Below are 25,185 nucleotides of genomic sequence, written 5' to 3' on the forward strand. Positions count from 1 at the left end.
ATGATTTAAGTCGGCAAAGTAACAGTTTAGTTATACAGAAGAAATAGTTTGTATTTTTTTAGTTGCATTTCATTTATAGCGTAGCACAATTGAAATTTTATCAATCATTCCAGCAGAAATACATATTATTTTAACAATAAGTTATTATTTATTAAAAGACCACCAAACTGACAAAATCAAAAAATCCCCAATTAAAATCTTAACAAAACCACATTGTCGGAATTTTATTCTGAAAACTAAAGAAAATATCGTCTTTAAATCAATCCCCACACGTAAAAACCAAACCAAATATTTGTTAATTACTATCAAAAAATTGGTCTTTTTTGGTGCTAAAAAATTGCATTTTCGTTCCCAATTTGGCTCAAATTGTTATTGTTTTTGAAGTATTTTCTATCTTCACTCATGCATTCATTATTAGCCAGAAAAAAAAGCTTTTTCATTATCTTATTATCCCTTTTTGTTACAAAAACTTCATTTTCCCAATCATTAAGTAACAAAACAGATACGATAAATAACTTTAAAAACAGCATTCTTCCGGTTCCAGTAATTGGTTCTTCACAAGAAAAAGGATTTGAATTTGGCTTAGCTGCAGTTTATTCCTTTTATCTTAGCAAAGCAGCAATTGATCAGAGAAATTCTACAATAGGAATATTAGGCACATTAACCACTAAGAACCAGTCGAAATTCAACATAAATGGAAACCTATGGACCAGAAATAATGACTGGCACATAGTAGGAGACCTTAAACCCCACAACTTTCCTAATTATTTTTACGGCTTGGGGAGCGACACGAAAGAAGCTGACAAAGATTTAATCAACGACAATAAGTTTAGAATTAACTTAGATGCAGAAAAACAGGTAACCAACAGCTTCTACTTGGGTGCTGGCTTGTGGTTTTTACACGAACAAATTAGTGACAAAGAGGATGCTGGAATCTATGCATCATCAGACCTTGAAAGCAAATCCGGAGGTAATACCACTTATCTGGCATTTTCTGCAACGTACGACAATCGAGATGTGGTGAACTACCCTCACAGAGGCGCACACTTAAGATTTTACATCCAAAACTCTTTTAAAGCTCTCGCCAGTGACTTCAATTTTATATTACTTACTGCCGATGCGCGCAAATACTGGAAAATTAATCCAACAATGGTACTTGCAGTACAAGGGTATATGCAATCATTGCAAGGAAGCGACAAACCTTTTTTCCTGCTTCCTCAAATGGGAGGCGATCAGCTTATGAGAGGGTATTATACCGGACGATACCGTGACCAGAATTATATTGCAGCACAAGGCGAAATTCGCTTTAGACCATTTGCCAAACGACCAGATGCTGGCCTATTTTCTTTATCAAGAGGAGTAATTGCTGCATTTGCAGGAGGTGGAGGTGTATTTAGCAATGGAGGCTTTAGTGGAAGTACATTAAAACCAACTTATGGCTTAGGAGGGCGCTATATTTTTGATACGCGTAATCGCCTTACTTTACGAATTGATTACGGTATTGGCGATAAAAATCCAGGAGAAAAACGCAGTAGCGGCTTTTATATATCTCTAAACGAAGCGTTTTAACTAATTTGATAAATTGACAAAAAATAGCCTTGAATACTTAATATTGTATCAAGGCTAATATTTGTAACCAGCCCTTCTTTGGCTTTAATTAGTATTTAATCTTAAAATGTTCTTTAACCCGCCCTGTTTTAAAGAAAACTAAACCAATTGCAAACAAATCAATAGTTACTGTCACTCGCGGATGATTCTTAATTTCTTCCCAAGCCTCTTCCATCCCTTCAGACCAGTGGATATCATCAAAAATAAACAAACTGTTTTCGGTTGCTTTTTCCAGGCATTGATGAAAGTAATTCAAGGTAGCCTCTTTGCGATGATTACCATCAAAATAAACAAAATCTAACTTTTCAGCTTTATCAACAATGTAAGGCAATAAATCATCAAAATTTCCAACCTCTATATTTACGTTACTGATACCTTGAGATTTTAGCACCCCTTTTGCGGCATCGGCTATTTGAGGACACCCTTCAATTGAAACAACAGACACTTCAGGATTAGCCTTAGCTAAATAAGATGTAGTAATTCCAAGGCAGGTTCCTAACTCTACTATCGATTGAGGTTTATGCCACAAGGCTAAACGATAAATCAATTGCGCCCACTTTGGAGACTTAAGCGCCTTTGCAGCAATAGTTTTTATCTTTTTTTTCTTATTATTGCTATAATGCGAACCAGCACCTAAGTCAGTAATTGTAATTATGCGCTCATCCACCAACAATGACTTTCGCTGATTTTCAATATCATAGTAAACCTCTTTGATCGATTGATCGTATACAACATTATCAACCAAGCTATACACAAACGGAGAGTGGGTTCCGTGTCGTGTTTTGGCTGTTAGTTGGTGTTTTATATAAGAAGTGAATAAGGTTTGATTAAACATGCGCAAAAATACAATTATAAACAAAATTGACTTAATTGCGTTGAATAGCGTAATGGATTATTCCATTATGGATATAGAGGGGAGATGATTATATGATTGACAGAAATGAATTAATTTCTTTAGTAAAACTATTAGATGATCCTGACAAAGAAGTATTTGAACATATTAAAAACAAATTAGTTTCTTTTGGCCCTGAGATTATTGTTTACTTGGAGGAGGTTTGGCAACAATCGTTAGATGTCATGTTGCAAGAAAGAATCGAAGATATTGTACATAAAATTCAGTTTGATGAGGTAAAAAAAGAGCTTAACCTATGGATATTAGGAGGAGCCTTTGATCTGCTTACCGGAGTTCTAGTAATAAACAAATACCAATACCCTGACTTAGACGATCAAAAGATCCTTAATCAACTTGATGATATTAAACGGGATGCATGGCTACAGTTGGGCTACGACATGAGTCCTTTGGAAAAAGTAAAAGCACTTAACCACGTTTTTTTTCATGTCCACGGATTTAGTGGCAACACTGTTAGCCACCAGGATCCACAAAACTCATACATTAATCTGGTACTTGAGAGCAAGAAAGGCAATCAGATTTCTCTTGCTATAATTTATTCACTGGTAGCCCAAAAATTAGATATCCCGATTTATGGTGTAAATCTACCTCAACACTTTATTTTGGCTTATGTTGATGAAAAAGAAAAAGTATTACCTGGTTTTGAAATAATAGATGGAGTTATTTTTTACATTAACCCTTTTAATAAAGGATTTATTTTTGGCAGAAAGGATGTTGACTTCTTTCTCAAGCAATTAAAACTCAACCAGAGAGTTGAATACTATCAGCCTTGCAGCAATATTGATATTGTTAAGCGAATTTTGCGCAACCTGATAAGCTCTTACAACAAACTTGGTTATTTAGATAAGGTAGAAGAATTAGAAGAGTTGCTTCAAATTACAGAAAGTCACTCCGAATAGATAATTTACGAGTTACGGATAACCTATTTAAGGTCCGTAACTCGTTATAAGTTTAATTAAAACTCCATTAAGTAGGCCTTAATGAATTCATCCAACTCCCCATCCATCACTGCCTGAACATTGGACGTTTCCGTACCTGTTCTCAAATCTTTCACAAGCTTGTAGGGATGAAATACATAGTTACGAATCTGTGAGCCCCATTCAATTTTCTTTTTCGAACCTTCAACTGCAGCCTTTGCCTCATTACGCTTCCGCAATTCGAGTTCATACAGTTGTGACTTCAGCATTTTTAATGCCTTTTCTTTATTCTGCAATTGCGAACGTTCTTGCTGACATTCAATAATGATTCCAGAAGGAGCATGTTTCAAGCGAACAGCAGTTTCTACCTTGTTTACGTTCTGTCCACCTTTACCCCCAGCCCTAAACGTATCCCAAGAAACATCAGCCGGATTTATTTCAATATTAATCGAGTCGTCAACCAATGGGTAAACATAAACCGATGCAAAGGAAGTATGACGCTTGGCATTAGCATCAAATGGAGAAATGCGCACTAAACGATGTACACCGTTTTCTCCCTTTAAATAACCGTATGTAAACTCACCTTCAAACTCTAATGTACAAGAAGTTATACCAGCAACATCACCGGGCTGATAATCAATTTCACGAATTTTATAACCATGCTTCTCCCCCCACATAATGTACATACGCATCAACATTTCTGCCCAGTCACAGCTTTCAGTTCCTCCGGCGCCGGCATTGATCTTCAATACTGCGTTCATCTGGTCTTCTTCACCACTCAGCATATTCTTGAACTCAAGCTCCTCAACAACCTTGACACTGCCTTCAAACTGCTGCTCCATTTCCTTTTCAGAAACATCTCCTTCCTTGTAAAAATCAAAAAGCACATAAGTATCTTCCGCTGAAGTATTAACTTCAGCAAAGGCATCAGTCCATATTTTTTTGCTTTTTATGTTGTGAAGTATTTTTTCTGCATCCTTGGCATTATCCCAGAAATCGGGTTTGAGCGTTAGCTCCTGTTCATTGGCAATTTCTGCTAGTTTGTTGTCGATGTCAAAGATGCCTCCTCAGGGAAGCAATTCTATCCCTTAAATCTTTAATCTGATCTGTAGTCATGGTGCAAAGATAATTTTTGAGAACCTTAAAATATTAGAATGGGAAGATTTCCTGTCAAAATGTTACCTCCCTATACGTTTCAACCCAGCTTTGGCTTTTGCATCTATACCGCTTTTATACTCATGGCCTTTCATATCCAAACATAACTGATAATACAGCCTTGCCTTACCATAATTTTTTAGATTTTCATAAATCTTACCTAAACTTAGCGATGAATTAGCTGCAAAATACCACTGCTTACCCTTGCCAGCATTTATGGTTTGATTATAACATTGGATAGCTTTTTCATCTTCATCAAGTGCATCATAAATACGTCCAAAACGATAGTTACATTCAAGCTTTTCATACTCCGGAGTTCCTTCTGTGATCTTTTTGGATTTCAATACACTTAATGCCTTTTCGTAATAGCCCCCATCATATAATAAACGTGCACCTAACAGGTATAAATCAGGGGTTCCGGCTTCAACTTCTTTTAGTGCATGCTTATCTTTTTCGTTTAACTCATATCCTTTGGCTTTTACAAGTGCAACGTATTCATTATAGCGTTTTAAATCTCCTTTTAATAAAAAGCTCCAAGCTATGCGCAAATACGAATCCTTAATATTAAATACACCTTTATAATTACCCAGGTATTTAAAAAAGAACGTGGCAGCATCATCATCCAAACGATTCAATTTGGCAACTGCCAGCAAGTAATCAATATGCTTAAAAGACGAGTATGTGCTCCCAACTGGACGATTATTAAAAACGGCAATAGCCTCACTGTTATGCGCTGTTTTCATACTTACATACCCTTGCACAAATGATTTAAGCAAACTACTGTCGCTCACAGGTTTCAAATATCGAGTAGCCTTAACATAAGCATTTTCATCACCCACTACATCGTGCAACACATAACTTAAACACATCGCAGTTTCGTCATAAAAAAAGGAATATTCAGATTTAGGAAGCTGCACTAGAGCCTGTTCCATTAATGATACTCCGATTTTAATATCTGCATTTACACCAAAAGTGTTCAAAATCGTTTTTAAACTCGCTGGAACATTCCCCAAGACGATATTTAAAATCCCTAAATCTTTATAATTGGGCCAAAACTGTGCAAAATTGTTCTTATTCTCTTTCAAATAACTAAACGCCCGATTGATTTCCAAAGCTGCAGTATAATATTCTCCAAACCTTGCACGAGTAATTGCCCATTGCATATTTACTTCAGCCTGGCAAAACAAATAATACGGAGAATTTTCACTTTCCTTTTCTAAACGACGCAACCGTGCAGATTTATTTCCTTTTAGCCTATTAAAATCTGCCTGACTTTCAGAAGTGAAAATGGTGTAAAAGTCATGATAATTCTCAAGTAATACCACAATCGCATTGTCAGGGTGAGTGCGTTTTTCCTTTTCAATAAGTGATTTGCCAAGATCAAGCTTCAGCGCCAAAATTGCCTTATAAGCTTCAATACAGTTTGAATTAAAATCAAAATTTGCTTTAGCAGAAAAACTAACGAACAGAAAGAAACCTAAAACAAGAACTATTTTCTTCATTAGGGAACAAAGGTAGAATTTATTTTAATGACAGGTTTAATAGTTGCCAAAATGAAAAAATGCCTTCGGTTTAACCGGAGGCATTTTATTTTATTCAAAAACGATACTTAAATCGTTACTTCTTCTAAAGTGAAGCCTTCATCAACAATGATTCTACCACAGTGTTCGCAAACGATAATTTTCTTACGTTGACGGATATCCGCCTGGCGTTGAGGAGGAATTTTATTGAAACAGCCTGAGCAAGAGTCACGTGAAATGGTTACCACCGCTAAACCGTTCTTTGCATTTGACCTTAATTTTTTATATGCTGTTAATAAACGGTCTTCAATTTTAGTTTCTTGCTGAGAAGCTTTATCTAACAAAACATCTTCTTCTTTCTGCGTTTCACCTGTAATACTTTGAAGCTCTTCTCTTTTAAGCGATAGATCTTTATTACGCTCATCCAAAACAATAGAAGCATTATCAAGAGCTACTTTTTTGTTTTGAATTTCAGCCTGATGCTCACGAATTCGTTTTTCGTTTACTTGAATATCTAAAGATTGCAGCTCAACCTCTTTACTCAATGCTTCAAACTCACGGTTATTCTTAACATTATTCTGCTGGCCTTCGTATTTCTTAATAAGTGCCTGCGACTCTTTAATATTGTTTTTGCGATTAACGATTGTATCCTCTAAATCGTCTAACTCGTGTTTTAATTTATTGATACGGGTTTCTAAACCGGCCACCTCATCTTCCAAGTCGTTAACCTCCATTGGAAGTTCGCCACGTAACGTACGAATTTTATCAATTTTAGAATGGATGGTTTGTAAATCCCAAAGGGCCTGAAGTTTTTGTTCTACTGTTGCTTCCATGTATGCGAAACAAAATTTGGATTTGTTACAGATAGTTAACCGGGTTTGTTTTTACCCCGCTTAACAGAACCGCAAAGGTAGGGAATTTTTCCGACAATTTTTCAAGTATTAATTCTGATGTAAATTGCTCACTTTCAAAATGCCCGATATCTGCAATTACAATTTTACCTTCAGCGTCAAAAAACTCATGATATTTATAGTCCGAAGTTACAAACACATCTGCTCCTTCTCGAATTGCATCTTTCAACAAAAAGCCTCCTGCACCACCACAAACGGCAATTTTCTTCACCTTTGGCTTCACTTCATCAGTATATTTAACTACTCCGGCCAACATGGTTTGCTTGAGCATCTTTAAGAAATCAATCGTATTCATTTCCTCTTCCAATTCACCTATCATTCCTGAACCAACTGTCATAAAAGAATTGGATAGAGCATAAATATCATAGGCTACTTCTTCATATGGATGAGATTTCAATAAAGCCGATACCACCTTTCCTTCCAAAAAAGCAGGAAAAACGGTTTCAATACGCACCTCTGGTTCCAATTGCATTACACCTTTTTCCCCGACAAATGGATTGGTTTGTTCATTTCCTTTAAATGTACCTGTACCGGCAACATTAAAACTACAATCACTATAATTTCCTATATCTCCCGCTCCTGCTAAAAACAAGGCTTGCCGAACTTCATCGGCTTGTTCAACTGGGCAAAACGTTACAAGTTTTTTCAATTTATTTAGCTTAGGAGCTAAAATTGAACGGTTTACCAAGCCTAGTTTATTACAAATCTTAGCATTCACCCCTCCTAAAACACTATCTAAATTAGTATGAATGGCATACAAGGCTATGTCGTGTTTAATCGCTTTCATCACCACACGTTCAACATATGAGCTCCCGTTAAAGCGTTTCATCCCTTTAAAGACTATAGGATGGTGAGAAATGATAAGATTCGCGCCCTTTTCAATTGCTTCATCAACAACCGCTTCTGTACAGTCCAAGCTGATTAAGGCTTTTTTTATTTCCTGATTTTGACTCCCAACAATTAAGCCTGAATTATCATAATCCTCCTGATAAGCCAACGGAGCCAGATTTTCTAAATATGAAGTAATTTGATGAAGCTGCATGAACATTTTTTTAACGCAAAAATAATCTCTAGTTATATAATTAAAAAAAATACCTCCTTCTATTGATTATAAGATAATTTTCATCAAATTAGCCTAACAGCTACATTTTTATGGAAACCATTACTTTCATAGATAAATGGGGACTTCATTTAATTCCCTGTTTTCTAATTGTCATTTTAAAATACAGAAAATGTACTGCCGAGTACAAGCCAATGCTATGGTTTGTATTATACCTTGTTTTCTTTAAACTAATCGAAAATGGCTTAAGAATCGGCATCCATAATAATAATTTAGCTTACAATTTAAGACCCATCTGTGGGTTTATTATCTTGATGATCGTATTCAAACAATGGGGATTATTTAAATCAAAAGTTTCAATTTTTAAAATTATCCTCGGAATACAGTTATTATTTTTCTTGCTTGAAATTATTTACAATAAAAACCTTTGGGCTTTTGCACTAAACTATTCCAAAGCATCAGCCAACCTTTTAATTGCTGTTTTCAGTTTAAACGTCATTAACAAATCAATGTTTAGTGACAATGCTCTTCAAAACAATTCCAAACTATACTTCTCTGTAGCATTGATAATTGAATCAGCATTTTTGATCTATATTTCAATCTTTTTAAATGAACGGTTTAATTTTCATGCCAATTTCCTTTCTTCAATTTACTTCTTCTACCAAATAATCAATATTTTTTTGTAACAGCCTTAATCACCATTGCGTGTTATAAGGTGCCTAATAAAAACAAATTCCATTTCATTAATCATATATTTTTAGCAAACCTTTAAATTTTAAAACGTTATGAGCGATAACACAAAAGCCGCAATTGAAAAGTATCGTAAACAATTTGGACCAAGCAGCCGAAAACTTAATGAATTTGAGCTCCCAAACTCAGTAAAGATTAGTCGAGCTGATTTAGAAAAACTACTAAGTGAAACCACTGGGCCAGATATCTTCTTCTCGTTCAGCATTGGAGTATTGGATGATAATAGAGAGTTTTTGAATATCATTGCCAGTGGTGAAGGTATTAATCCAGATGTTAGTATAATGACTGAACCTCCAACTCAACCGGGCACTTGTCCTTGCCCTCAGATTCCTAGGTGCTGTTAAGTTTTTTAGGAGGAGGAAATTTATTTTCTTCCTCCTGTGTTTATTCCTTCTACCCCTTACCTCCAATCCTCCATTACATTTTTAAAACTAGGCATGCCTATAAACTGTTTATTAAATAGACGGAATTAAGATTTAAGTTTAAGGGAAAAGAAAAATAGAAATCCTATCTTTCGCCCTCCAATTCTAAATCAACATTATTATCCTGATGGAGTCGATAAGTGCATTCGAAATCATTAAAGTGGGCATAGGCCCATCCAGCTCGCATACAATGGGCCCGTGGAAAGCGGCCGAATTGTTTTTGAACGAAATTCAAGAGCTTCAACCCTTAAAAAATATCAGCCAAGTAATTGTACGCTTGTATGGTTCATTAGCCAAAACCGGTCATGGCCACGGTACTGACGTTGCCGTTTTAATGGGTTTAGCAGGCGAAGACTATACTCAAATCAATACTGATACCATTCCAGAGAAGGTTACTGCAATAAAAACATCAAAAACCATTTTGTTGGGCGGTCAGCAGCTTATTGCTTTTGATTATGACAAAGACCTGATTTTTGAATATGATAAAAGCTTACCATTCCATGCAAATGGAATGGAGTTTATTGCTGTATTTAACAACGGGCAGTTGATGAGCAGGAAATATTATTCAGTTGGAGGTGGGTTTGTTGCAACAGAGCATGACAACACCATCAACCAGAATGCTATTGTTACCCCCTATCCTTGCCATCATGCTGTTACTATTGCTGAAAATTGCGCCAAACTAAATTTGCGTATTTCTGACTTGGTAATGCTGAACGAGCAAGCCTGGCGAACCGAAGAGGAGATCAAAAATCACGCTTTGTACATCTGGGATGAAATTAAAGATTGCATTTTCAGAGGAGTAAATAAATCCGGCATTTTGCCAGGAGGCTTGAATGTTAAACGTCGTGCTGCCGAATTAAATGAAAAACTATTGGCAGGTCGCCATTGTAACGATGTAAATGAATGGATCCGGGCGGTAAAAGCATCGGACAAGAGCTTTACTTCTATTAACAAATGGATTAGTTGCTTTGCTCTGGCTGTTAATGAAGAAAATGCTTCCTTTGGCCGGATTATTACAGCGCCAACCAATGGTGCTTCTGGTGTAATTCCAGCAGTATTAATGTACGCTTGGTGCTTCGTTGATGGGTTCGACGAAGATAAAGTGGTCCGCTTTATCTTAACTGCCGGAGAAATTGGCACTATCTTTAAAAAGAATGCAACTATTTCGGCTGCCATGGGAGGTTGTCAGGCAGAAATTGGTGTTTCTTCTGCAATGGCAGCTGCTGGTTTAGCCGAATGTTTGGGAGGCACTCCTGAACAGGTATTAATGGCAGCAGAAATTGCTATGGAGCATCATTTAGGGCTAACCTGTGACCCAATTGGAGGTTTAGTACAAATTCCTTGTATTGAACGTAACTCAATGGGTGCAATAAAAGCTATTACAGCCTCAAACATTGCCATGGAAAGCGATCCTAAATCAGCTAAGGTGAGCTTAGATGCTGTAATTAAGTCGATGTGGGATACAGCAAAAGACATGAGTGAAAAATACAAAGAAACTGCAGAAGGTGGGCTTGCACTTAATATTCCGGTGAATTTACCGGAGTGTTAATTATCCTGTTCTGAAGATTTAAAAGCAAATTGCACGAATTGAGATAACTTATCTCTTTATTCGTGCAATTTGCTTTAATTAGCATTATTCGTGTCATTCCCATGAAAACAATTGCTATCTATAACTTAAAAGGAGGAGTTGGTAAAACTGCTACTGCCGTGAACCTTGCTTACCTTGCTTCAACACAAGGTTACAAAACACTATTATGGGATCTTGACCCACAAGCCTCCACTACATTTTATTATCAGATTAAAGCGAAAGTAAAGGGTGGAATTAAAAAATTGATGGGCAATAAATCTGAAATTGAAGAAGCTATAAAATCAACCCATTACAATCACCTTGATTTGCTACCCGCTGATATCACTACGCGAAATCTCGATATCATTCTAGATGACATGAAATCCTCCAAAAAGCGGCTGAAAAACATCTTACATGAGCTTAACGGAGAATATGATTACGTGTTTATCGATGCTCCTCCCGGGTTTTCCATCTTATCCGAAAACATTTTCCATGCGGTTAATTATTTGCTATTGCCCATGATTCCCACTACACTTTCCATTAGGGCTTTTGAAACCGTCTCTGAATACTTTAAGGATAATGAAATAGAGACTAAAAAGATCATCCCGTTTTTTTCGATGGTCGATCTGCGAAAAAACATGCACAAAGACATTATCGATGAATTTCAGAACAATAAGCAAATACTGAATACCAGTATCAACTACTCATCTGAAGTAGAAAAAATGGGGATCTTTCGAGCTCCTTTACCAGCATTCGCCCCCAAATCAAAAGCAGCTAAAGCTTATGCATCATTGTGGAAAGAATTTCAAACTAAAACTGAAAAATAATATAATGATGAAATTGTCATAGTAAAAGGTGACACCTAAAACAAAATTCAATCTATTATCTTTGCATTCATTGTGATGCAAACTATCCAGGAAATAATTTCTTTATACCAGAACGACCAACGTCTTCAACAGTTGGTTTCTAGCCTACAGTTAAGTAACCAACGGCTACATATCAAGGGGCTTGTTGGTTCGGCTGATGCAATGATCGCTATTGCAGCAAGGGCCTTAACTGAGCAGCCTTTTGTTTTTGTATTGCCAACCTACGAAGAGGCTGTTTACTTTTTAAACGATCTAGAGAATTTAAGTGAGCACAAGGGTTTGCTATTTCCTGCATCGTATCGCAAAGCATTTGAATTCATACAAGCTGATTCTGGCAATGTATTATTGCGGGCAGAAGTTTTAAACGAAATCAAGTCCAAAACACGAGCATCAAAACTGATTGTCACCTATCCGGAAGCTCTAGCGGAAAAGGTTATCAGTAGAGAAACACTTGAAAAAAACACACTTGATATTGTTAAAGGCGATAAGCTTAGCATCGATTTCATCAATGAATTTTTACATGAATATGCCTTTGAAAGGGTTGATTTTGTGTACGAAGCAGGTCAATATTCTATAAGGGGAGGTATTGTTGACATCTTCTCTTTTTCTCACGACCTGCCTTATCGTGTAGAATTCTTCGGAGATGAAATAGAGTCGATCAGAACCTTTAGTCCTGAAGATCAGCTTTCAGTTTCCAAGATGGAACGTATCACCATCGTTCCAAATGTTCAGTCAAAGCTATTAACAGATAATAACACTTCATTCCTTGATTATATTGAGGAAAATTCGGTTTTATGGTTTAAGGATGTAACTTTTACCTACGAAATCATTGAAAAAGGGGTAAAAAAAGCTAAGGATTTGTACAAAGCCCTTCCTGATGAGGAAAAGGCTATACATACCGAGTGGATGGACCCGAAATATCTGTTTGAAGAAAGCAAAGACACAAAACGTAATGTGGATCGCCATTCTGTAATTGAATTTGGCAAACAATTCAGTTATCAATCCACTGAAACATTCCATTTCGATCTTCGTCCCCAGCCGTCATTCAATAAAGATTTTACGCTACTTCAGCACAATTTAAATGAGAATCTTGCTGATAACATACGGAATTTCATTTTTGCCGATAGTTCCAAACAAATAGAACGCCTTTATGCCATCTTTGCTGATATTCCTAAAGAAAAAACAGCAAAACCGGTAAATGATGAAACGCCTTTTACTCCAATTCACCTTTCAATTCATGAAGGATTTATCGATCGCGAATTGAAAGTTGCCTGCTATACTGATCATCAGATTTTTGACCGGTATTATAAATACAAGGCTCGCAAAACCTACACGCAATCACAGTCAATTACGCTAAAGGAACTGCGCGAACTTAAACCAGGTGATTTTGTAACTCATATTGATCATGGAATCGGTAAGTATGCAGGATTACAGAAAATTGAGGTAAATGGTCAAGTTCAGGAATCGATCCGGTTGGTTTATGCTGACAATGATTTGTTATATGTAAACATCAACTCGTTAAACCGTATTTCAAAATACACCGGCAAAGACGGAACAATTCCCAAACTTAACAAGTTGGGTACCGATGCCTGGGACAAACTAAAAAAAAACACTAAAAAAAAAGTTAAAGACATAGCCCGTGATCTTATTAAGCTTTATGCTCAACGTAAAGCAAAAGAGGGATATGCCTTTATGCCGGACACTTATTTGCAAAACGAACTGGAGGCCTCATTTATTTATGAAGACACCCCGGATCAGGAAAAGGCAACTGCCGACCTGAAAAAGGACATGGAAGCACCTCATCCCATGGACCGCTTAATTTGTGGAGATGTTGGGTTTGGTAAAACCGAAGTTGCCATACGCGCTGCATTTAAAGCCGTTACCGATAGCAAGCAAGTTGCAGTATTAGTGCCAACCACCATTTTAGCCTCGCAGCACTTCCGAACATTCCGCGAACGGTTAAAAGATTTTCCATGTACTATCGATTATATTAATCGATTTAAATCAAGTAAACAGATTAAAGAAACTCTTAAAAAACTTGAAGAAGGCACAGTTGATATCATTATCGGAACTCATCGTTTGGTAAGCAAAGATGTTAAGTTTAAAGACTTAGGACTGCTTATCATTGATGAAGAACAAAAATTTGGGGTTACAGTAAAGGAAAAACTAAAATCATTTCGTGTAAATGTTGACACACTAACGCTAACAGCAACACCAATTCCGCGCACGTTGCATTTCTCCTTAATGGGAGCACGAGATTTGTCAATTATCAGCACCCCCCCTCCAAACCGCCAACCGGTAATAACTGAACTGCATGTATTCAACGAAAAAATCATTAAAGATGCAGTTGAATTTGAAGTTGACAGAGGTGGTCAAATTTTCTTTGTACATAATCGCGTAAGTGATATACATGATGTTGCAGGTTTAATCAAAAGGCTTTGTCCTGGGGTAAAAGTCTGTGTGGGTCATGGCCAAATGGAAGGAGATGAACTGGAAGATGTTATGTCGGATTTTATTGAAGGCAAGTTTGATGTTTTGGTTGCTACGACCATTATAGAAGCCGGCTTAGATATTTCTAACGCTAACACCATTTTTATTAACCAGGCTCATAATTTCGGACTAAGCGATTTGCACCAAATGCGGGGGCGGGTAGGTCGTTCTAACAAAAAAGCATTTTGTTATTTATTAAGTCCTCCATTATCAGTTTTAACGGCTGAGGCACGCAAGCGGCTAAGTGCCATTGAAGAATTTTCAGATTTGGGTAGTGGTTTCAATGTAGCCATGCGAGATTTGGATATCCGTGGCGCAGGTAATCTTCTAGGTTCTGAACAAAGCGGTTTCATTGCCGAAATTGGGTACGAAATGTATCATAAAATTCTCGATGAAGCCATTCAGGAATTAAAAGAAGAAGAATTCAGCGACTTGTTTAAGGATGAAAAGCCTCGCCCTTTTGTAAATTTCACCACTATTGATACAGACCTTGAATTACTAATCCCTGATGAATATGTGAGCAGTGTTCAAGAGCGTTATAACCTCTATAATGAGTTAAGCAGGGTTGAAGATGAGTCACAACTTAAAACTTTTGCAACTCAACTTCACGATCGGTTTGGGGCACTTCCTCGTCAGGTAAAAGAACTACTTAACACAATGCGCTTGCAATGGCTGGCTAAAGAAATTGGATTCGAAAAACTAATGATAAAGAATAAATCGCTTAGAGGTTTCTTTATCTCCAACCAGCAATCTCCTTATTTTGAGTCGGATCGTTTCACTATGGTTCTCAATTATGTTCAAGCGAATCAACGCAATAGTAGATTGAAAGAGGGTAAAAACACCTTATCGTTAACCGTCGATAATGTTCTCAACATTGAACAAGCGATTGAAATATTAAATAGGTTGGCTGGTATCGAAATAACCTCGTAGACCAATTGGAGATACAATCTTTTTACACAAGTCTCGTTTTATTGCTACAAAAAGACTGCGCTTTATTCAACCTAAAACTTTATTCTTGCATCTTATTGCATGATCTCCTGCATTAAGGGTAACTTATTTGTTCCTTTATTTAACTAGATTATAATTATTCGTATTTTAAAAAGATATTTCTTCGCTATTATGAACAAGAAACTTTCATATTCATTATTGTTGTTGCTGAGTTCTTCGGCAGCATTTGCACAAACACTTCCCCAAGCACCTGAAAACTGGTTCAACCTTGATCCTAAAAAGGATAAAGTACAAGGAGTAAGTACAGAAAAAACTTACAAAGAATTATTAAAAGGAAAAAAATACCAAACAACCTTAGTTGCAGTAATTGATGGAGGGGTTGACACTACTCACGAAGACTTAAAGTCCGTACTTTGGAAGAACAAAAAGGAAATTGCCGGCAATGGTGTTGATGATGATAAAAACGGATATGTAGATGATGTTTACGGCTGGAATTTTATTGGAGGAAAAGATGGCCGAAATATTAATCACGAAACGATGGAGCTTACACGCCTATATGCTCCGCTAGAGACCAAATACAAAGATGCTGTGCCTACTTCTGATGTAGCTAAAAACGCAGAATATGAGAAATATTTGAAGTTGAAAAAGGCTTACGATAAAGAGTTCAACGAAACCAAACAACGTTACGACACCTATACTGGATTTTTAAGCCAACTAAAAAAAATAAACGAAGTTCTTAAAACCCAGTTAAAAGTTACTAAAGTTGATGTTCCAACACTTGAAAAAGTTAATACAAGTGATGAAAATATTAATAAGCTTGCAGGCAATATCAAAATCATGTTGGTTGCAAACGGAAGTACTGATTTAGATGACCAAATAGTAAAGCTGGGAGAAGCAGTGGAAGACCTGAAAGGCAGACTGGATTACGGCTTAAACACCAATATTAATGAACGTACTATTGTAGGCGATGATCCGACAAACTCTTCTGAACGTTATTATGGCAACAATGACGTAACAGGACCAGATGCAGGTCATGGTTCGCATGTTGCCGGAATTATTGCGGCAGCAAGAAATAACAACATCGGTATTAACGGTGTTGCTGATCATGTTCAAATTATGGCTGTCAGAGCTGTTCCAAATGGAGACGAGCGAGACAAAGATGTGGCCAACGCTATCCGATATGCAGTTGATAATGGCGCAAAAGTTATTAATATGAGTTTTGGTAAATCATATGATTATGACAAGAAAGCTGTTGATGAAGCTGTAAAATATGCAGCTGAAAAGGATGTATTGCTTATCCATGCTGCAGGCAATGATGCAAAAAACAATGATACAACAGAAAACTTCCCTACCCGTAAATTTTTAAATGAAGGAAGTGCTCCAAACTGGATTGAGGTGGGAGCCTTATCTTGGAAAGGTGGCGAAGAGTCAGTTGCTGATTTTTCAAATTATGGCAAAAACACGGTTGATGTATTTGCACCGGGAGTAGATATCAACTCAACTGTCCCTTTTTCTAAATATAAAGTAAACAGTGGCACCAGCATGGCGGCTCCAGTAGTAGCAGGTATTGCTGCTGTGTTGCGTTCATACTTCCCTAAGTTAAGTGCTGTTCAGGTTAAGAATATAATTATTAATTCAACAGAGAAATTCCCTAAGTTAGCAGTAATCCCTCCGGGCGCTGAACCGGACGATAAGAAAACAGTGAGTTTTGGAGACCTTTCAATTACCGGTGGTGTAGTTAATTTATATAACGCCGTTTTGGAAGCTCAAAAAATAGCTAAGAAATAAGCTCAAAAGGTTATTCTGATAAAAGGAGATTTTCATTAAGAAGATCTCCTTTTTTAATTCTGTTAATTATTAACTTTTTAAAACCACAAATTAAGGCAGCATAAGAAACTGTAAAATTTTTCACAAAAGATTAATATTCAGCGTTTTTTTGATTAACTTATAGTAAATATTAAACGCTCTCTACTATGGTTACTCACGCTACTACATTAAAGTCAGTACGTATACTGCTTTTTATTCTTATTTCTACCCCCACTCTACTTCTTAACTCCTGTTCTAAAAACGACGAAGACACTGTGCCACAAACAGGGAAAGACTTACTCGCTAAGCTCAATGGAAAATGGTCAGTTGAAACTGTTGAATACAAGTACTATGTTGACAATGTATTAGATCCGGATAATAGTGGAACCCAAGCCTATGATGAAAATTTTTTAGTTATTGAATTTACCGAAAAAGCTTTAATTTTCACTTCGCAAGGTGAGTCGGATGATTACATAGTTAGTTATGACAGTTCAAATTCATTTAGGTACGGTTTTGGCACTGATATGAGTGAGGTGCAAGTTGAATTTGAAAATGGCAAGTTAAAATGGAAAGAAGCGGTCAAAGATGCCAACATAAAAATTGAGGTTACGGTTGTTTTACACAAAACACCTTAAAACTATTTACCTTTTGGATTGTTCTTGGATGGACTTGTTAATATGGGGAGTTCCGACAGTTTTTCAGCTTAACTGTCGGAACTATTTTTTTTTGTAACGATGTAAAAAATTCGTTTGGGGAACTTTACTTATTCAGGTTTTATTACATAGATGTCATTCAAGTTTCGACCTAAACCATTGTAATCCAATCCATATCCTACAATAAAATCATTAGGAATTTCAAACCCAAGATAATCAGGCTTTATTGGATATTTTACAGCCGAAGGCTTAAATAATAATGTAACAATCTTTACTGAAGCTGGCCTTTGCTTTTCAATCAGCTCCAAAAACACATGCAACGTTTTGCCGGTGTCTATGATATCCTCCACAATAATAATATCCCTGCCATTCAGGTCAACATCAAGCCCGATATGCTGAGCAACCTCACCACTGCTTTGAAGCCCATGATAGGATTTAAATTTCACAAAGCTTATTTCACAGGTACCAGTATAACTCTTTAAAAGATCGGCAGTAAACCAAAATGCACCATTGAGCATTGATATAAAAACAGGCAATCTTCCTTTGTAATCATCACTCAATTGCTCAGCAAGGGTAGTTATTCGATTTTGGATTGCACCCTCCTTAATATAGGGCTCAAAAACTTTATCATGTAGAGTAATCTGCATAGTTGATAAGATGATTTATTAAGATAAACAATATATTACAAAAAACTGCACGAGTACCACTCTCAAATAATAAAGTTCAACTTAAAAAAACTCCAAGAACGCAAGCTGGAGCCCTTTTACAGTTAAAACCAACTAAATCAGTATCTTTGCGGGTTCAAATGGAATACAACTTATTAACTCTAAAAAACGGAATTCGTATTTTACATAAACCGGCTCAAGAATCAGGTATTACTCATATGTGCTTGATAATAAATACCGGCTCTCGTGACGAAACAAACAGCACCGTTGGTCTAGCCCATTTTATCGAACATTTACTGTTTAAGGGAACTCAAAAACGCAATACTTATCAAATTTTAAATAGATTAGAGGTTGTTGGCGGTGATCTGAATGCCTATACCACTAAAGAACAAACTTGCATACATGCGTCGTTTTTAAATGAACACTTAGAACGTGCACTTGACTTGCTTACAGATATTACCTTTCATTCTATATTTCCTCAAAATGAACTTGAAAAGGAAAAAGGCGTTGTTTTAGATGAACTTGACTCATATAAAGACACCCCGGAAGAGCATATTCAGGATGAATTTGATGAGCTGATTTTTACAGATCACCTATTGGGAAATAACATTTTAGGTACTCCTGAGTCTATCAAGGCCTTCACTCAGCAGAATATCTTTGATTTCATCCAAAAAAACTACAACACTCACGAAATAGCTTTGGGTGTTTATGGTAATATTTCGGAAAAGAAACTTCAAAAACTGGCTGATAAATATTTAAGTCCAATACTTGAAAACAATCAGTCTAAAGAAAGGACTGCCGCCAATGGGTATACCGCAAAAACTGTACAGAAAGAAAAAAGCTGTAACCAAACGCATTGCATAATTGGGGGACGTTCCTATAATTTAACCAATGATAAAAAACACGGAATGCTGCTATTAAACAATTTACTAGGTGGCCCGGGCATGAGCTCCCGTCTCAACCTTGAGATTCGTGAACGCATTGGAGCTTGTTACACCATTGAATCGAGTTTTGTGCCTATGACCGACACAGGTATGTTTTCAATTTATTTCGGCACAGATGAAGAAAAGGCAGAACGTTGTGTGAAGCTGATACATAAAGAATTAAAGAAGCTACGAGATCATGCTCTAACTCCACTTCTGTTACAACAAGCTAAACAACGTTTTAAAGGACAAATTGCTTTGGCAGAAGAATCTCGGATCTCAGTAATTATAGCCATGACCAAAAGTTTGTTGGATTATGGCCGTGTAGATAGCCTGCCTGAGCTATTTGCCAAGATAGATAATGTTTCCGCTGCAGACTTGCTAGAAATTGCAAATGAGAATTTTTCTCCCCAGCAGTTGAGTATGCTGACTTTTGTTCCTACTGAATAGTTTCTAACGATTCCAAGTTTAAGTTTGAAGGAAATTAAGATATGGATATCATAAATAAAAAAATAAACGCTTACATAGAAGCACATACCGACATAGAACCTGAAATTTTAGCACTATTAAATAGAGAAACGCACTTAAAGGTTTTATTACCCCGTATGCTTTCGGGGAATTTTCAGGGCAGAACGCTTAGCATGTTGAGCAAAATGATCCAACCTAAGCGCATCCTTGAGTTAGGCACCTATACGGGCTATTCCGCAATTTGTCTTGCTGAAGGACTTGAACCTGATGGCAAACTTACCACTATCGATATTAACGAGGAATTAGAACCGTTTGTACGCTCATTCTTTGACAAAGCAGGAGTAACCGATAAAATTGAGTACTTAATCGGCAATGGGACTGAAATTATTCCAACTTTAACCGACGAATTTGATCTGGTATTCATTGATGCTGATAAGAAGAACAATGGAACATATTATGATCTAATATTCGACAAAGTAAAACCTGGAGGTTTCATTTTGGTTGATAACGTGCTTTGGAGTGGCAAAGTTATTGATGAAAATCCTGATAAGGATACAAAGGTAATTTTAGCCTTTAACGAAAAGGTTCAACAAGATTCTCGGGTAGAAAATGTATTACTACCAATCAGAGATGGGGTTTTGTTAATAAGAAAAAAATAAAGGATGACTTTGTTCAAATCTAATAATCAATCAATTAACAATGGTAAAAGATAAGATTAAGTCAATTTATTCGTTATATCTGTTTAATATTTGGTTTAAATGTAACGATTTAAAATAGAGTTGTTTTTTATAAGTAAAAAATAGTTCTTTATAATTAATTAAATCGAATTAAAACCAAACAAATTAACCAAACTGATGCGTAAATTATTCATATTACAGCTTTTGCTGTTATTAAACTATTGTGCCATAGCACAAAGTAATACAGCAAGGACCTATGCTGAAAAATATGGCGACCTGGCTGTGGCAGAAATGAGAAGGACCGGAATTCCAGCAAGTATAACTTTAGCTCAAGCCATAATTGAATCGGGCGCAGGATCTACCAAACTTGCCCGCAAAGCCAACAATCATTTTGGCGTAAAAGCCGGGAGAACCTGGAAAGGTGAGCGTCATGGCAGTTTTCGCAAGTACGAAAACGTAGAAGAAGCTTATAATGACAGGTCCAACTTCCTGACAAGCAAAAAAAACTATGCTTTTTTATTTAAGTTAGAACAATGCGATTATAAGGCATGGGCCAGAGGATTGCAACGCTCTGGATATGCCACCAGTAAGCATTACGCTTCCGATCTGATTCGTTGCATTGAACGCAATGATTTAAACAAATGGGACCAAGAAGTTTGTGCCAATAAAACCATAGATTCAAGCTTTAAGGCCCAGGCAGAGCCATCAAATGAAAATTGGATTACTGAAGTAACAGAACCTGTAGTTGCAGTTAAAAATCCTGTTTATTATCGGGTAAAGAAAGGCGACTCATTATCGGGCATTGCTAAAAAGCATAAAACTAGTGTAAGTAAACTGAAATCATTAAATTCGTTGCATTCACATAAAATAAAACCCGGACAAAGTTTACGTATTAAATAATGAATAGTTGGAAAACCTTTACTCTTTGCTTTTTTACTTTATTTTTTACCGCCTGCTCTGTTAATAAAAAGACGAGTACTACCAAATCTTTGGGGGGCACTAGCCCTGAAACAACTAAAGGAAATACTAGGCCTACAGGTGATAAAAATTATCCAAAGTCAAACAGCACTCAACAATACATCAATAAGTATAAAGACATTGCTGTTAAAGAGATGCGAAGGACAGGCATTCCAGCCAGTATTACACTAGCACAAGGCATTTTTGAGTCATCAAGCGGCAATAGCGACTTGGCAATAAATGCTAATAACCATTTTGGCATAAAATGTACCAGTGATTGGCAAGGCGAGGGATATCAAAAAGACGATGATAAACCCAATGAATGTTTTCGGAAGTACCCTCATGCCGAAGGCTCTTTTCACGACCATTCTGAGTTTTTAAAACGTCCTCGTTATGCTGCTTTATTTAAACTCGAGCCAACGGATTACACCTCATGGGCTAATGGATTAAAAACTGCCGGCTATGCAACCAATCCTCAATATGGCCCCAAACTTATTGAACTGATTGAACGATATGAACTTTATCGTTTCGATAAGCATGGAGCTAAAGATGCAATTGCAACAACCGGGAACCGTGGAAGCTTATATTTTGAACAGAAGCAAACGAATGAAGGAGATAAACAGCAAACAGTGTTTGCTTCAGCGGAAGAAATATTACCGGCTGGCCAGTATAGGGTAAAAGCCGGAGATACTCTTTATGGTATTGCAAAAAAATTTAACACCAAGGTTGAAAATATTGTAACCTGGAATAACCTGGAATCGTATTCAATTGAAGTTGGCCAAGTATTAAAGGTTTCGAAATAAACAACCTAAAAACAAGACCGACATTAAAGCTATCCAACTATGATTCTTCATGTTCTTAACGGCGACGCATTGCTTCCTAACTTTAAACGTTGTAGTTTCATCGGCGACGTAATGATTTGGAGAGAATGTCTTATTGAAGGGCCGCTTATGGCACAAACTGAAGTCGAGTTTTGGCAGCAACGTTGTGCATATATCAGCAATACCTACCAGGTACCGCGTGCGGAATATCAACATCAGGTAGTTGAAAAACTATATAAAATTGAAAACCCTGCAAAATATGCTGAAATAAACCTTTGGTTTGAATTTGACTTATTTTGCCAGGCTAATATGTTCTATATCCTTCATCGTTTAGCAAAGTCGAACCTTTCAAATACAACTGTTTATTGGGTACAGCCTGAGCAAAATTCTGTGAAAGAATTCTTTGGAGGATTCGGAAACATCAATAATCAACAGCTTAAAGATTTTTATGCTCAAAAAGTGCCGTTAAAAGTTTCTGACTTAATGTTTGCAGTGCAAGTATGGGAAGCATACTCAGCTAACGACGATCAAACCCTGTCACAACTTATCGATAAAGCACCCTCTGTTTTCAGATTCTTTAAAGAAGTCTTTGAAGCCCATCTTCAACGTAATACGGATGATTTTACAGCCAATAGAATTGAAAAAAGATTACTGGAAGCAATACAAAACGGAGTTAGTTCAGAGATAGATCTCTTACATCGTTTCTGGGAAAATGAAAGCATTTATGGGCTTGGCGACCTGCAGATCATCAATTATTTAAACAACTTACAGCAAAAGGGATGGATTTTTGAGCTTTCACTAACTGATGCAGGAGTCGCTGCCCTGTATAACTCCACAAATTCATTTAGCTTTTAGTTGTTAATTTGACTTTCTATACAAGCCTTTTTTCTCAATAAAATCAATTACCTTTTCAGGCACAAAGTATTGAATACTTTTTTGCTCAGAAATTGATTTACGCACAAATGTTGCCGAAATCTCCATTTGAGGAGTGTTAGTTATAAAAACAGATGGATGCTCTATCCACTCACTCAAATCCACTCCGGGACGGGGGTAAACAAAAATTTTATAATATTTCAGCAACGTTTCGTAATTCTTCCACTTTTTGATTGACTTTAAATTATCGGCCCCCATTATCAAGCAAAATTCGTGATGAGGATATTTCTCTGATAAATAAGTCAATGTATCAATAGTGTATGAAGGTTTAGGCAGCTTTAGCTCAACATCTGAAACTTCAATTTTTTCAGAGTCTTCTGTAGCCAATTTGGCCATTTCTAATCTATCATGAGCATGAATTAAATCAGCCTGTTCTTTTAATGGATTATGTGGTGACACAACAATCCACACCTTGTCTAATTCGGTATAATTTGCCATGTAACTGGCTATTACCAAATGACCAATATGCATTGGATTAAAAGATCCGAAAAATAAACCGATTTTCATTTTTTTTACAAGATCAGGGACCGGCTATTTAGCCTCCCTTTTCCCAAATTTCATTTTATCCTTCAGAAAGTATTTAACAAATACCTCTGCTTCGTCACAAGCTGTTTCAAGCTCATAGTTCTCAAGGATAACATCAAACTGAGAAGCATAGGATAACTCTTTTTCAGCCTTAGCAAAGCGTTCTGCCAGCTTTTCAGCACCATCTGTCCCACGCCCTGCCAAGCGCTCTTTAAGAATTTCTAAAGAAGGAGGCTGTACAAAAATGGCCATTGCCTGATCAGGATACTTTCTCTTCAAACGCAACCCACCGACTACATCAACATCAAAAATCACATGCTTGCCTTCGGCCCAAATACGTTCAATTTCTGAGCGCAGTGTTCCGTATATAGTCCCATTATAAACTTCTTCAAATTCAACAAACTCGTGTTTAGCCACTCGATGCAAAAAATCATCTTTAGAAATAAAGTAATAATCTTTACCATCTTTTTCTTCTCCACGAGGTGCTCGGGTTGTTGCCGAGATAGAAAACTGTAAATCGGGATATTTAGTAAGTAAATGCTTTACAATAGTTGTTTTGCCTGCCCCTGAGGGAGCAGAAAATATGATAAGTTTACCTGACATTTTTATTTATAAAAAATTACTAAGGAAGATTACTACCTGTATTCTATTCAGAAATTATTACAGCACATTTAGAAGCTGTTCTTTTATTTTTTCCAGCTCATCTTTCATCTCCACCACAATCTTCTGAATATTGGCATCATTGGCCTTAGAACCCATTGTATTAATTTCACGACCAATTTCCTGACTAATAAACCCTAGTTTTTTACCTCCGGCATCTTTATCAGCAAGTGTGGTGATAAAATAGTCACAATGGCTGCGTAAGCGAACCTTTTCTTCAGTTATATCAAATTTCTCGATATAATAAACAAGCTCTTGTTCCAACCTATTTTGATCAATGTTCTCAACCCCAACCGCATCTTCTAAATATTTATTGATGCGATCACGCACTACCGGCATTCTATTGGGCTCAATAGCTTCAACCTTCGACAAACAATCAAGAATATTTTTAATGCGTTGAACAAGGTCTTTTTCCAGCTCATTGCCTTCCGTAACCCTGAAATCATTAAATCCTTTTACAGCAGAGGCAAAAGTTGTATACACTGCTTTCCATTCCTCTTCATCCGCCCCTTGCTCATCTTGTTTAATCACCTCAGGCATTTGCAATGCAAGTGCAAACAGGTCGTTAGTTTGAGCATCTAACATTGTTGCACCTTCTGCCAATTGCTCATAATAAGCTCTCAGTAATTGTTGATTAATAGTAACAGGTTTGCGCTCAGCACCTGCATTGTATTCAATAGCGATAGCTAAATTCACTTTCCCCCGCTCGATTAACTTATTACAATCGTTCCTGATCAACAATTCTTTATCCGAATGTGATTTAGGAAGTTTGAGGGTAAGCTCTAAAAATTTACTATTTAATGATTTTATTTCAACGGTAATTTTTGCCTTGTCAGTCTCTTGGCTGGCAATACCAAAACCGGTCATGGATTTCAACATAATTAATGTTTATAATAGGCAATTTCAAATGCCTTAAACTGAATTTACAAAATGATGCGTAAAGATAGAAAAACGAGCATCAACTCCCTTATGA

Annotated in this window: 23 protein-coding genes; 14 read left to right on the top strand and 9 right to left on the bottom strand. The window is 36.7% G+C overall.

Annotation, left to right across the window (positions count from 1 at the left end; translation table 11 throughout):
* Nucleotides 1-402: 402 nt before the first annotated feature.
* Nucleotides 403-1,569 carry a BamA/TamA family outer membrane protein gene (locus L2B55_RS18075; RefSeq protein WP_237847732.1) on the top strand — a complete coding sequence of 389 codons (1,167 nt, stop codon included), beginning with the start codon at nt 403-405 and terminating at the stop codon, nt 1,567-1,569.
* Between the two features lie 88 nt (nt 1,570-1,657).
* Here L2B55_RS18075 and L2B55_RS18080 read toward each other — a convergent pair whose 3' ends face one another.
* Nucleotides 1,658-2,443 (bottom strand): O-methyltransferase, encoded by a 786-nt coding sequence (locus L2B55_RS18080; RefSeq protein WP_237847734.1) that lies wholly within the window; start codon nt 2,441-2,443, stop codon nt 1,658-1,660.
* Nucleotides 2,444-2,535: 92 nt separating this feature from the next.
* Between L2B55_RS18080 and L2B55_RS18085 the strand changes: the two genes are divergently transcribed.
* On the top strand, nt 2,536-3,417 hold the full coding sequence (locus L2B55_RS18085; RefSeq protein ID WP_237847736.1) for a transglutaminase-like domain-containing protein: 882 nt from the start codon (nt 2,536-2,538) through the stop codon (nt 3,415-3,417).
* A gap of 56 nt (nt 3,418-3,473) precedes the next feature.
* Here L2B55_RS18085 and prfB read toward each other — a convergent pair.
* The 4 genes from prfB to L2B55_RS18105 all read right to left on the bottom strand — a co-directional run bounded on the left by prfB (nt 3,474) and on the right by L2B55_RS18105 (nt 8,063).
* A protein-coding gene (prfB, locus tag L2B55_RS18090) for a peptide chain release factor 2 (protein ID WP_237847738.1) occupies nt 3,474-4,551 on the bottom strand; the annotation gives its coding sequence in 2 pieces (ribosomal slippage) (nt 3,474-4,490 and nt 4,492-4,551; 1,077 coding nt in all).
* Between the two features lie 62 nt (nt 4,552-4,613).
* Nucleotides 4,614-6,092, bottom strand: a complete 1,479-nt coding sequence (locus tag L2B55_RS18095; RefSeq protein WP_237847740.1) for a tetratricopeptide repeat protein — start codon at nt 6,090-6,092, stop codon at nt 4,614-4,616.
* A gap of 107 nt (nt 6,093-6,199) precedes the next feature.
* Nucleotides 6,200-6,943 (bottom strand): zinc ribbon domain-containing protein, encoded by a 744-nt coding sequence (locus L2B55_RS18100; protein WP_237847742.1) that lies wholly within the window; start codon nt 6,941-6,943, stop codon nt 6,200-6,202.
* 25 nt (nt 6,944-6,968) lie between these two features.
* The gene (locus L2B55_RS18105; protein ID WP_237847744.1) at nt 6,969-8,063 is read right to left on the bottom strand and encodes a Nif3-like dinuclear metal center hexameric protein; all 1,095 of its coding nucleotides are present in this window, start codon (nt 8,061-8,063) and stop codon (nt 6,969-6,971) included.
* 110 nt (nt 8,064-8,173) lie between these two features.
* Here L2B55_RS18105 and L2B55_RS18110 point away from each other — a divergent pair, with 110 nt between their 5' ends.
* The 7 genes from L2B55_RS18110 to L2B55_RS18140 all read left to right on the top strand — a co-directional run bounded on the left by L2B55_RS18110 (nt 8,174) and on the right by L2B55_RS18140 (nt 17,565).
* On the top strand, nt 8,174-8,767 hold the full coding sequence (locus tag L2B55_RS18110) for a hypothetical protein (RefSeq protein WP_237847746.1): 594 nt from the start codon (nt 8,174-8,176) through the stop codon (nt 8,765-8,767).
* 99 nt (nt 8,768-8,866) lie between these two features.
* Entirely contained in the window at nt 8,867-9,175 is a 309-nt protein-coding gene (locus L2B55_RS18115; protein WP_237847748.1) for a hypothetical protein, read from the top strand.
* Nucleotides 9,176-9,380: 205 nt separating this feature from the next.
* Complete coding sequence (locus tag L2B55_RS18120) at nt 9,381-10,802, top strand: L-serine ammonia-lyase (protein WP_237847750.1); 1,422 nt, start codon at nt 9,381-9,383, stop codon at nt 10,800-10,802.
* Between the two features lie 101 nt (nt 10,803-10,903).
* Nucleotides 10,904-11,647, top strand: coding sequence for a ParA family protein (locus L2B55_RS18125; protein WP_237847752.1), 744 nt, complete (start codon nt 10,904-10,906; stop codon nt 11,645-11,647).
* Nucleotides 11,648-11,722: 75 nt separating this feature from the next.
* A complete protein-coding gene (gene mfd, locus L2B55_RS18130; protein ID WP_237850308.1) occupies nt 11,723-15,106 on the top strand; it encodes a transcription-repair coupling factor in 3,384 nt (1,127 codons plus the stop codon).
* Nucleotides 15,107-15,295: 189 nt separating this feature from the next.
* The gene (locus L2B55_RS18135; protein WP_237847754.1) at nt 15,296-16,912 is read left to right on the top strand and encodes a S8 family peptidase; all 1,617 of its coding nucleotides are present in this window, start codon (nt 15,296-15,298) and stop codon (nt 16,910-16,912) included.
* Between the two features lie 185 nt (nt 16,913-17,097).
* Nucleotides 17,098-17,565, top strand: a complete 468-nt coding sequence (locus L2B55_RS18140; protein ID WP_237847756.1) for a hypothetical protein — start codon at nt 17,098-17,100, stop codon at nt 17,563-17,565.
* Nucleotides 17,566-17,693: 128 nt separating this feature from the next.
* Here L2B55_RS18140 and hpt read toward each other — a convergent pair whose 3' ends face one another.
* On the bottom strand, nt 17,694-18,230 hold the full coding sequence (hpt, locus tag L2B55_RS18145; protein ID WP_237847758.1) for a hypoxanthine phosphoribosyltransferase: 537 nt from the start codon (nt 18,228-18,230) through the stop codon (nt 17,694-17,696).
* Between the two features lie 158 nt (nt 18,231-18,388).
* Here hpt and L2B55_RS18150 point away from each other — a divergent pair, with 158 nt between their 5' ends.
* From L2B55_RS18150 to L2B55_RS18175, 5 genes are all read left to right on the top strand, one after another.
* Complete coding sequence (locus L2B55_RS18150; RefSeq protein WP_237847760.1) at nt 18,389-19,621, top strand: M16 family metallopeptidase; 1,233 nt, start codon at nt 18,389-18,391, stop codon at nt 19,619-19,621.
* A 41-nt stretch (nt 19,622-19,662) separates the two neighbouring features.
* Nucleotides 19,663-20,298: an O-methyltransferase gene (locus L2B55_RS18155; protein ID WP_237847762.1), complete on the top strand. Its 636-nt coding sequence runs from the start codon at nt 19,663-19,665 to the stop codon at nt 20,296-20,298.
* Between the two features lie 195 nt (nt 20,299-20,493).
* The gene (locus L2B55_RS19125; RefSeq protein WP_276573979.1) at nt 20,494-21,216 is read left to right on the top strand and encodes a glucosaminidase domain-containing protein; all 723 of its coding nucleotides are present in this window, start codon (nt 20,494-20,496) and stop codon (nt 21,214-21,216) included.
* Nucleotides 21,216-22,076, top strand: a complete 861-nt coding sequence (locus tag L2B55_RS18170; protein WP_237847764.1) for a glucosaminidase domain-containing protein — start codon at nt 21,216-21,218, stop codon at nt 22,074-22,076. The genes L2B55_RS19125 and L2B55_RS18170 overlap by 1 nt, the downstream gene beginning before the upstream one ends.
* A 39-nt stretch (nt 22,077-22,115) precedes the next feature.
* Nucleotides 22,116-22,949: a hypothetical protein gene (locus L2B55_RS18175; RefSeq protein ID WP_237847766.1), complete on the top strand. Its 834-nt coding sequence runs from the start codon at nt 22,116-22,118 to the stop codon at nt 22,947-22,949.
* Nucleotides 22,950-22,952: 3 nt separating this feature from the next.
* On the opposite strand, the gene nadD is transcribed toward L2B55_RS18175, so the two are convergent.
* The 3 genes from nadD to L2B55_RS18190 are packed head-to-tail and all read right to left on the bottom strand — an operon-like array spanning nt 22,953 to nt 25,091.
* Nucleotides 22,953-23,534, bottom strand: a complete 582-nt coding sequence (gene nadD, locus L2B55_RS18180) for a nicotinate (nicotinamide) nucleotide adenylyltransferase (protein WP_237847768.1) — start codon at nt 23,532-23,534, stop codon at nt 22,953-22,955.
* A gap of 24 nt (nt 23,535-23,558) precedes the next feature.
* Entirely contained in the window at nt 23,559-24,155 is a 597-nt protein-coding gene (gene gmk, locus L2B55_RS18185) for a guanylate kinase (RefSeq protein WP_237847770.1), read from the bottom strand.
* A gap of 57 nt (nt 24,156-24,212) precedes the next feature.
* Nucleotides 24,213-25,091 carry a YicC/YloC family endoribonuclease gene (locus tag L2B55_RS18190; protein ID WP_237847772.1) on the bottom strand — a complete coding sequence of 293 codons (879 nt, stop codon included), beginning with the start codon at nt 25,089-25,091 and terminating at the stop codon, nt 24,213-24,215.
* Between the last annotated feature and the right edge of the window lie 94 nt (nt 25,092-25,185).

Source organism: Solitalea lacus, from assembly GCF_022014595.1.
GTDB lineage: Bacteria > Bacteroidota > Bacteroidia > Sphingobacteriales > Sphingobacteriaceae > Solitalea > Solitalea lacus.

What these genes read in the sequence shown, in the direction of transcription:
- L2B55_RS18095 (WP_237847740.1), bottom strand. Translation starts at nt 6,092, where the DNA reads ATGAAGAAAATAGTTCTTGTTTTAGGTTTCTTTCTGTTCGTTAGTTTT.
- L2B55_RS18175 (WP_237847766.1), top strand. Translation starts at nt 22,116, where the DNA reads ATGATTCTTCATGTTCTTAACGGCGACGCATTGCTTCCTAACTTTAAA.
- L2B55_RS18105 (WP_237847744.1), bottom strand. Translation starts at nt 8,063, where the DNA reads ATGCAGCTTCATCAAATTACTTCATATTTAGAAAATCTGGCTCCGTTG.
- L2B55_RS18085 (WP_237847736.1), top strand. Translation starts at nt 2,536, where the DNA reads ATGATTGACAGAAATGAATTAATTTCTTTAGTAAAACTATTAGATGAT.
- L2B55_RS18155 (WP_237847762.1), top strand. Translation starts at nt 19,663, where the DNA reads ATGGATATCATAAATAAAAAAATAAACGCTTACATAGAAGCACATACC.
- L2B55_RS18150 (WP_237847760.1), top strand. Translation starts at nt 18,389, where the DNA reads ATGGAATACAACTTATTAACTCTAAAAAACGGAATTCGTATTTTACAT.
- L2B55_RS18190 (WP_237847772.1), bottom strand. Translation starts at nt 25,091, where the DNA reads ATGTTGAAATCCATGACCGGTTTTGGTATTGCCAGCCAAGAGACTGAC.
- L2B55_RS18080 (WP_237847734.1), bottom strand. Translation starts at nt 2,443, where the DNA reads ATGTTTAATCAAACCTTATTCACTTCTTATATAAAACACCAACTAACA.
- L2B55_RS18125 (WP_237847752.1), top strand. Translation starts at nt 10,904, where the DNA reads ATGAAAACAATTGCTATCTATAACTTAAAAGGAGGAGTTGGTAAAACT.
- gmk (WP_237847770.1), bottom strand. Translation starts at nt 24,155, where the DNA reads ATGTCAGGTAAACTTATCATATTTTCTGCTCCCTCAGGGGCAGGCAAA.
- hpt (WP_237847758.1), bottom strand. Translation starts at nt 18,230, where the DNA reads ATGCAGATTACTCTACATGATAAAGTTTTTGAGCCCTATATTAAGGAG.
- L2B55_RS18100 (WP_237847742.1), bottom strand. Translation starts at nt 6,943, where the DNA reads ATGGAAGCAACAGTAGAACAAAAACTTCAGGCCCTTTGGGATTTACAA.
- L2B55_RS18110 (WP_237847746.1), top strand. Translation starts at nt 8,174, where the DNA reads ATGGAAACCATTACTTTCATAGATAAATGGGGACTTCATTTAATTCCC.
- L2B55_RS18170 (WP_237847764.1), top strand. Translation starts at nt 21,216, where the DNA reads ATGAATAGTTGGAAAACCTTTACTCTTTGCTTTTTTACTTTATTTTTT.
- mfd (WP_237850308.1), top strand. Translation starts at nt 11,723, where the DNA reads ATGCAAACTATCCAGGAAATAATTTCTTTATACCAGAACGACCAACGT.
- L2B55_RS18135 (WP_237847754.1), top strand. Translation starts at nt 15,296, where the DNA reads ATGAACAAGAAACTTTCATATTCATTATTGTTGTTGCTGAGTTCTTCG.
- L2B55_RS18115 (WP_237847748.1), top strand. Translation starts at nt 8,867, where the DNA reads ATGAGCGATAACACAAAAGCCGCAATTGAAAAGTATCGTAAACAATTT.
- L2B55_RS18140 (WP_237847756.1), top strand. Translation starts at nt 17,098, where the DNA reads ATGGTTACTCACGCTACTACATTAAAGTCAGTACGTATACTGCTTTTT.
- L2B55_RS18120 (WP_237847750.1), top strand. Translation starts at nt 9,381, where the DNA reads ATGGAGTCGATAAGTGCATTCGAAATCATTAAAGTGGGCATAGGCCCA.
- L2B55_RS19125 (WP_276573979.1), top strand. Translation starts at nt 20,494, where the DNA reads ATGCGTAAATTATTCATATTACAGCTTTTGCTGTTATTAAACTATTGT.
- nadD (WP_237847768.1), bottom strand. Translation starts at nt 23,534, where the DNA reads ATGAAAATCGGTTTATTTTTCGGATCTTTTAATCCAATGCATATTGGT.
- L2B55_RS18075 (WP_237847732.1), top strand. Translation starts at nt 403, where the DNA reads ATGCATTCATTATTAGCCAGAAAAAAAAGCTTTTTCATTATCTTATTA.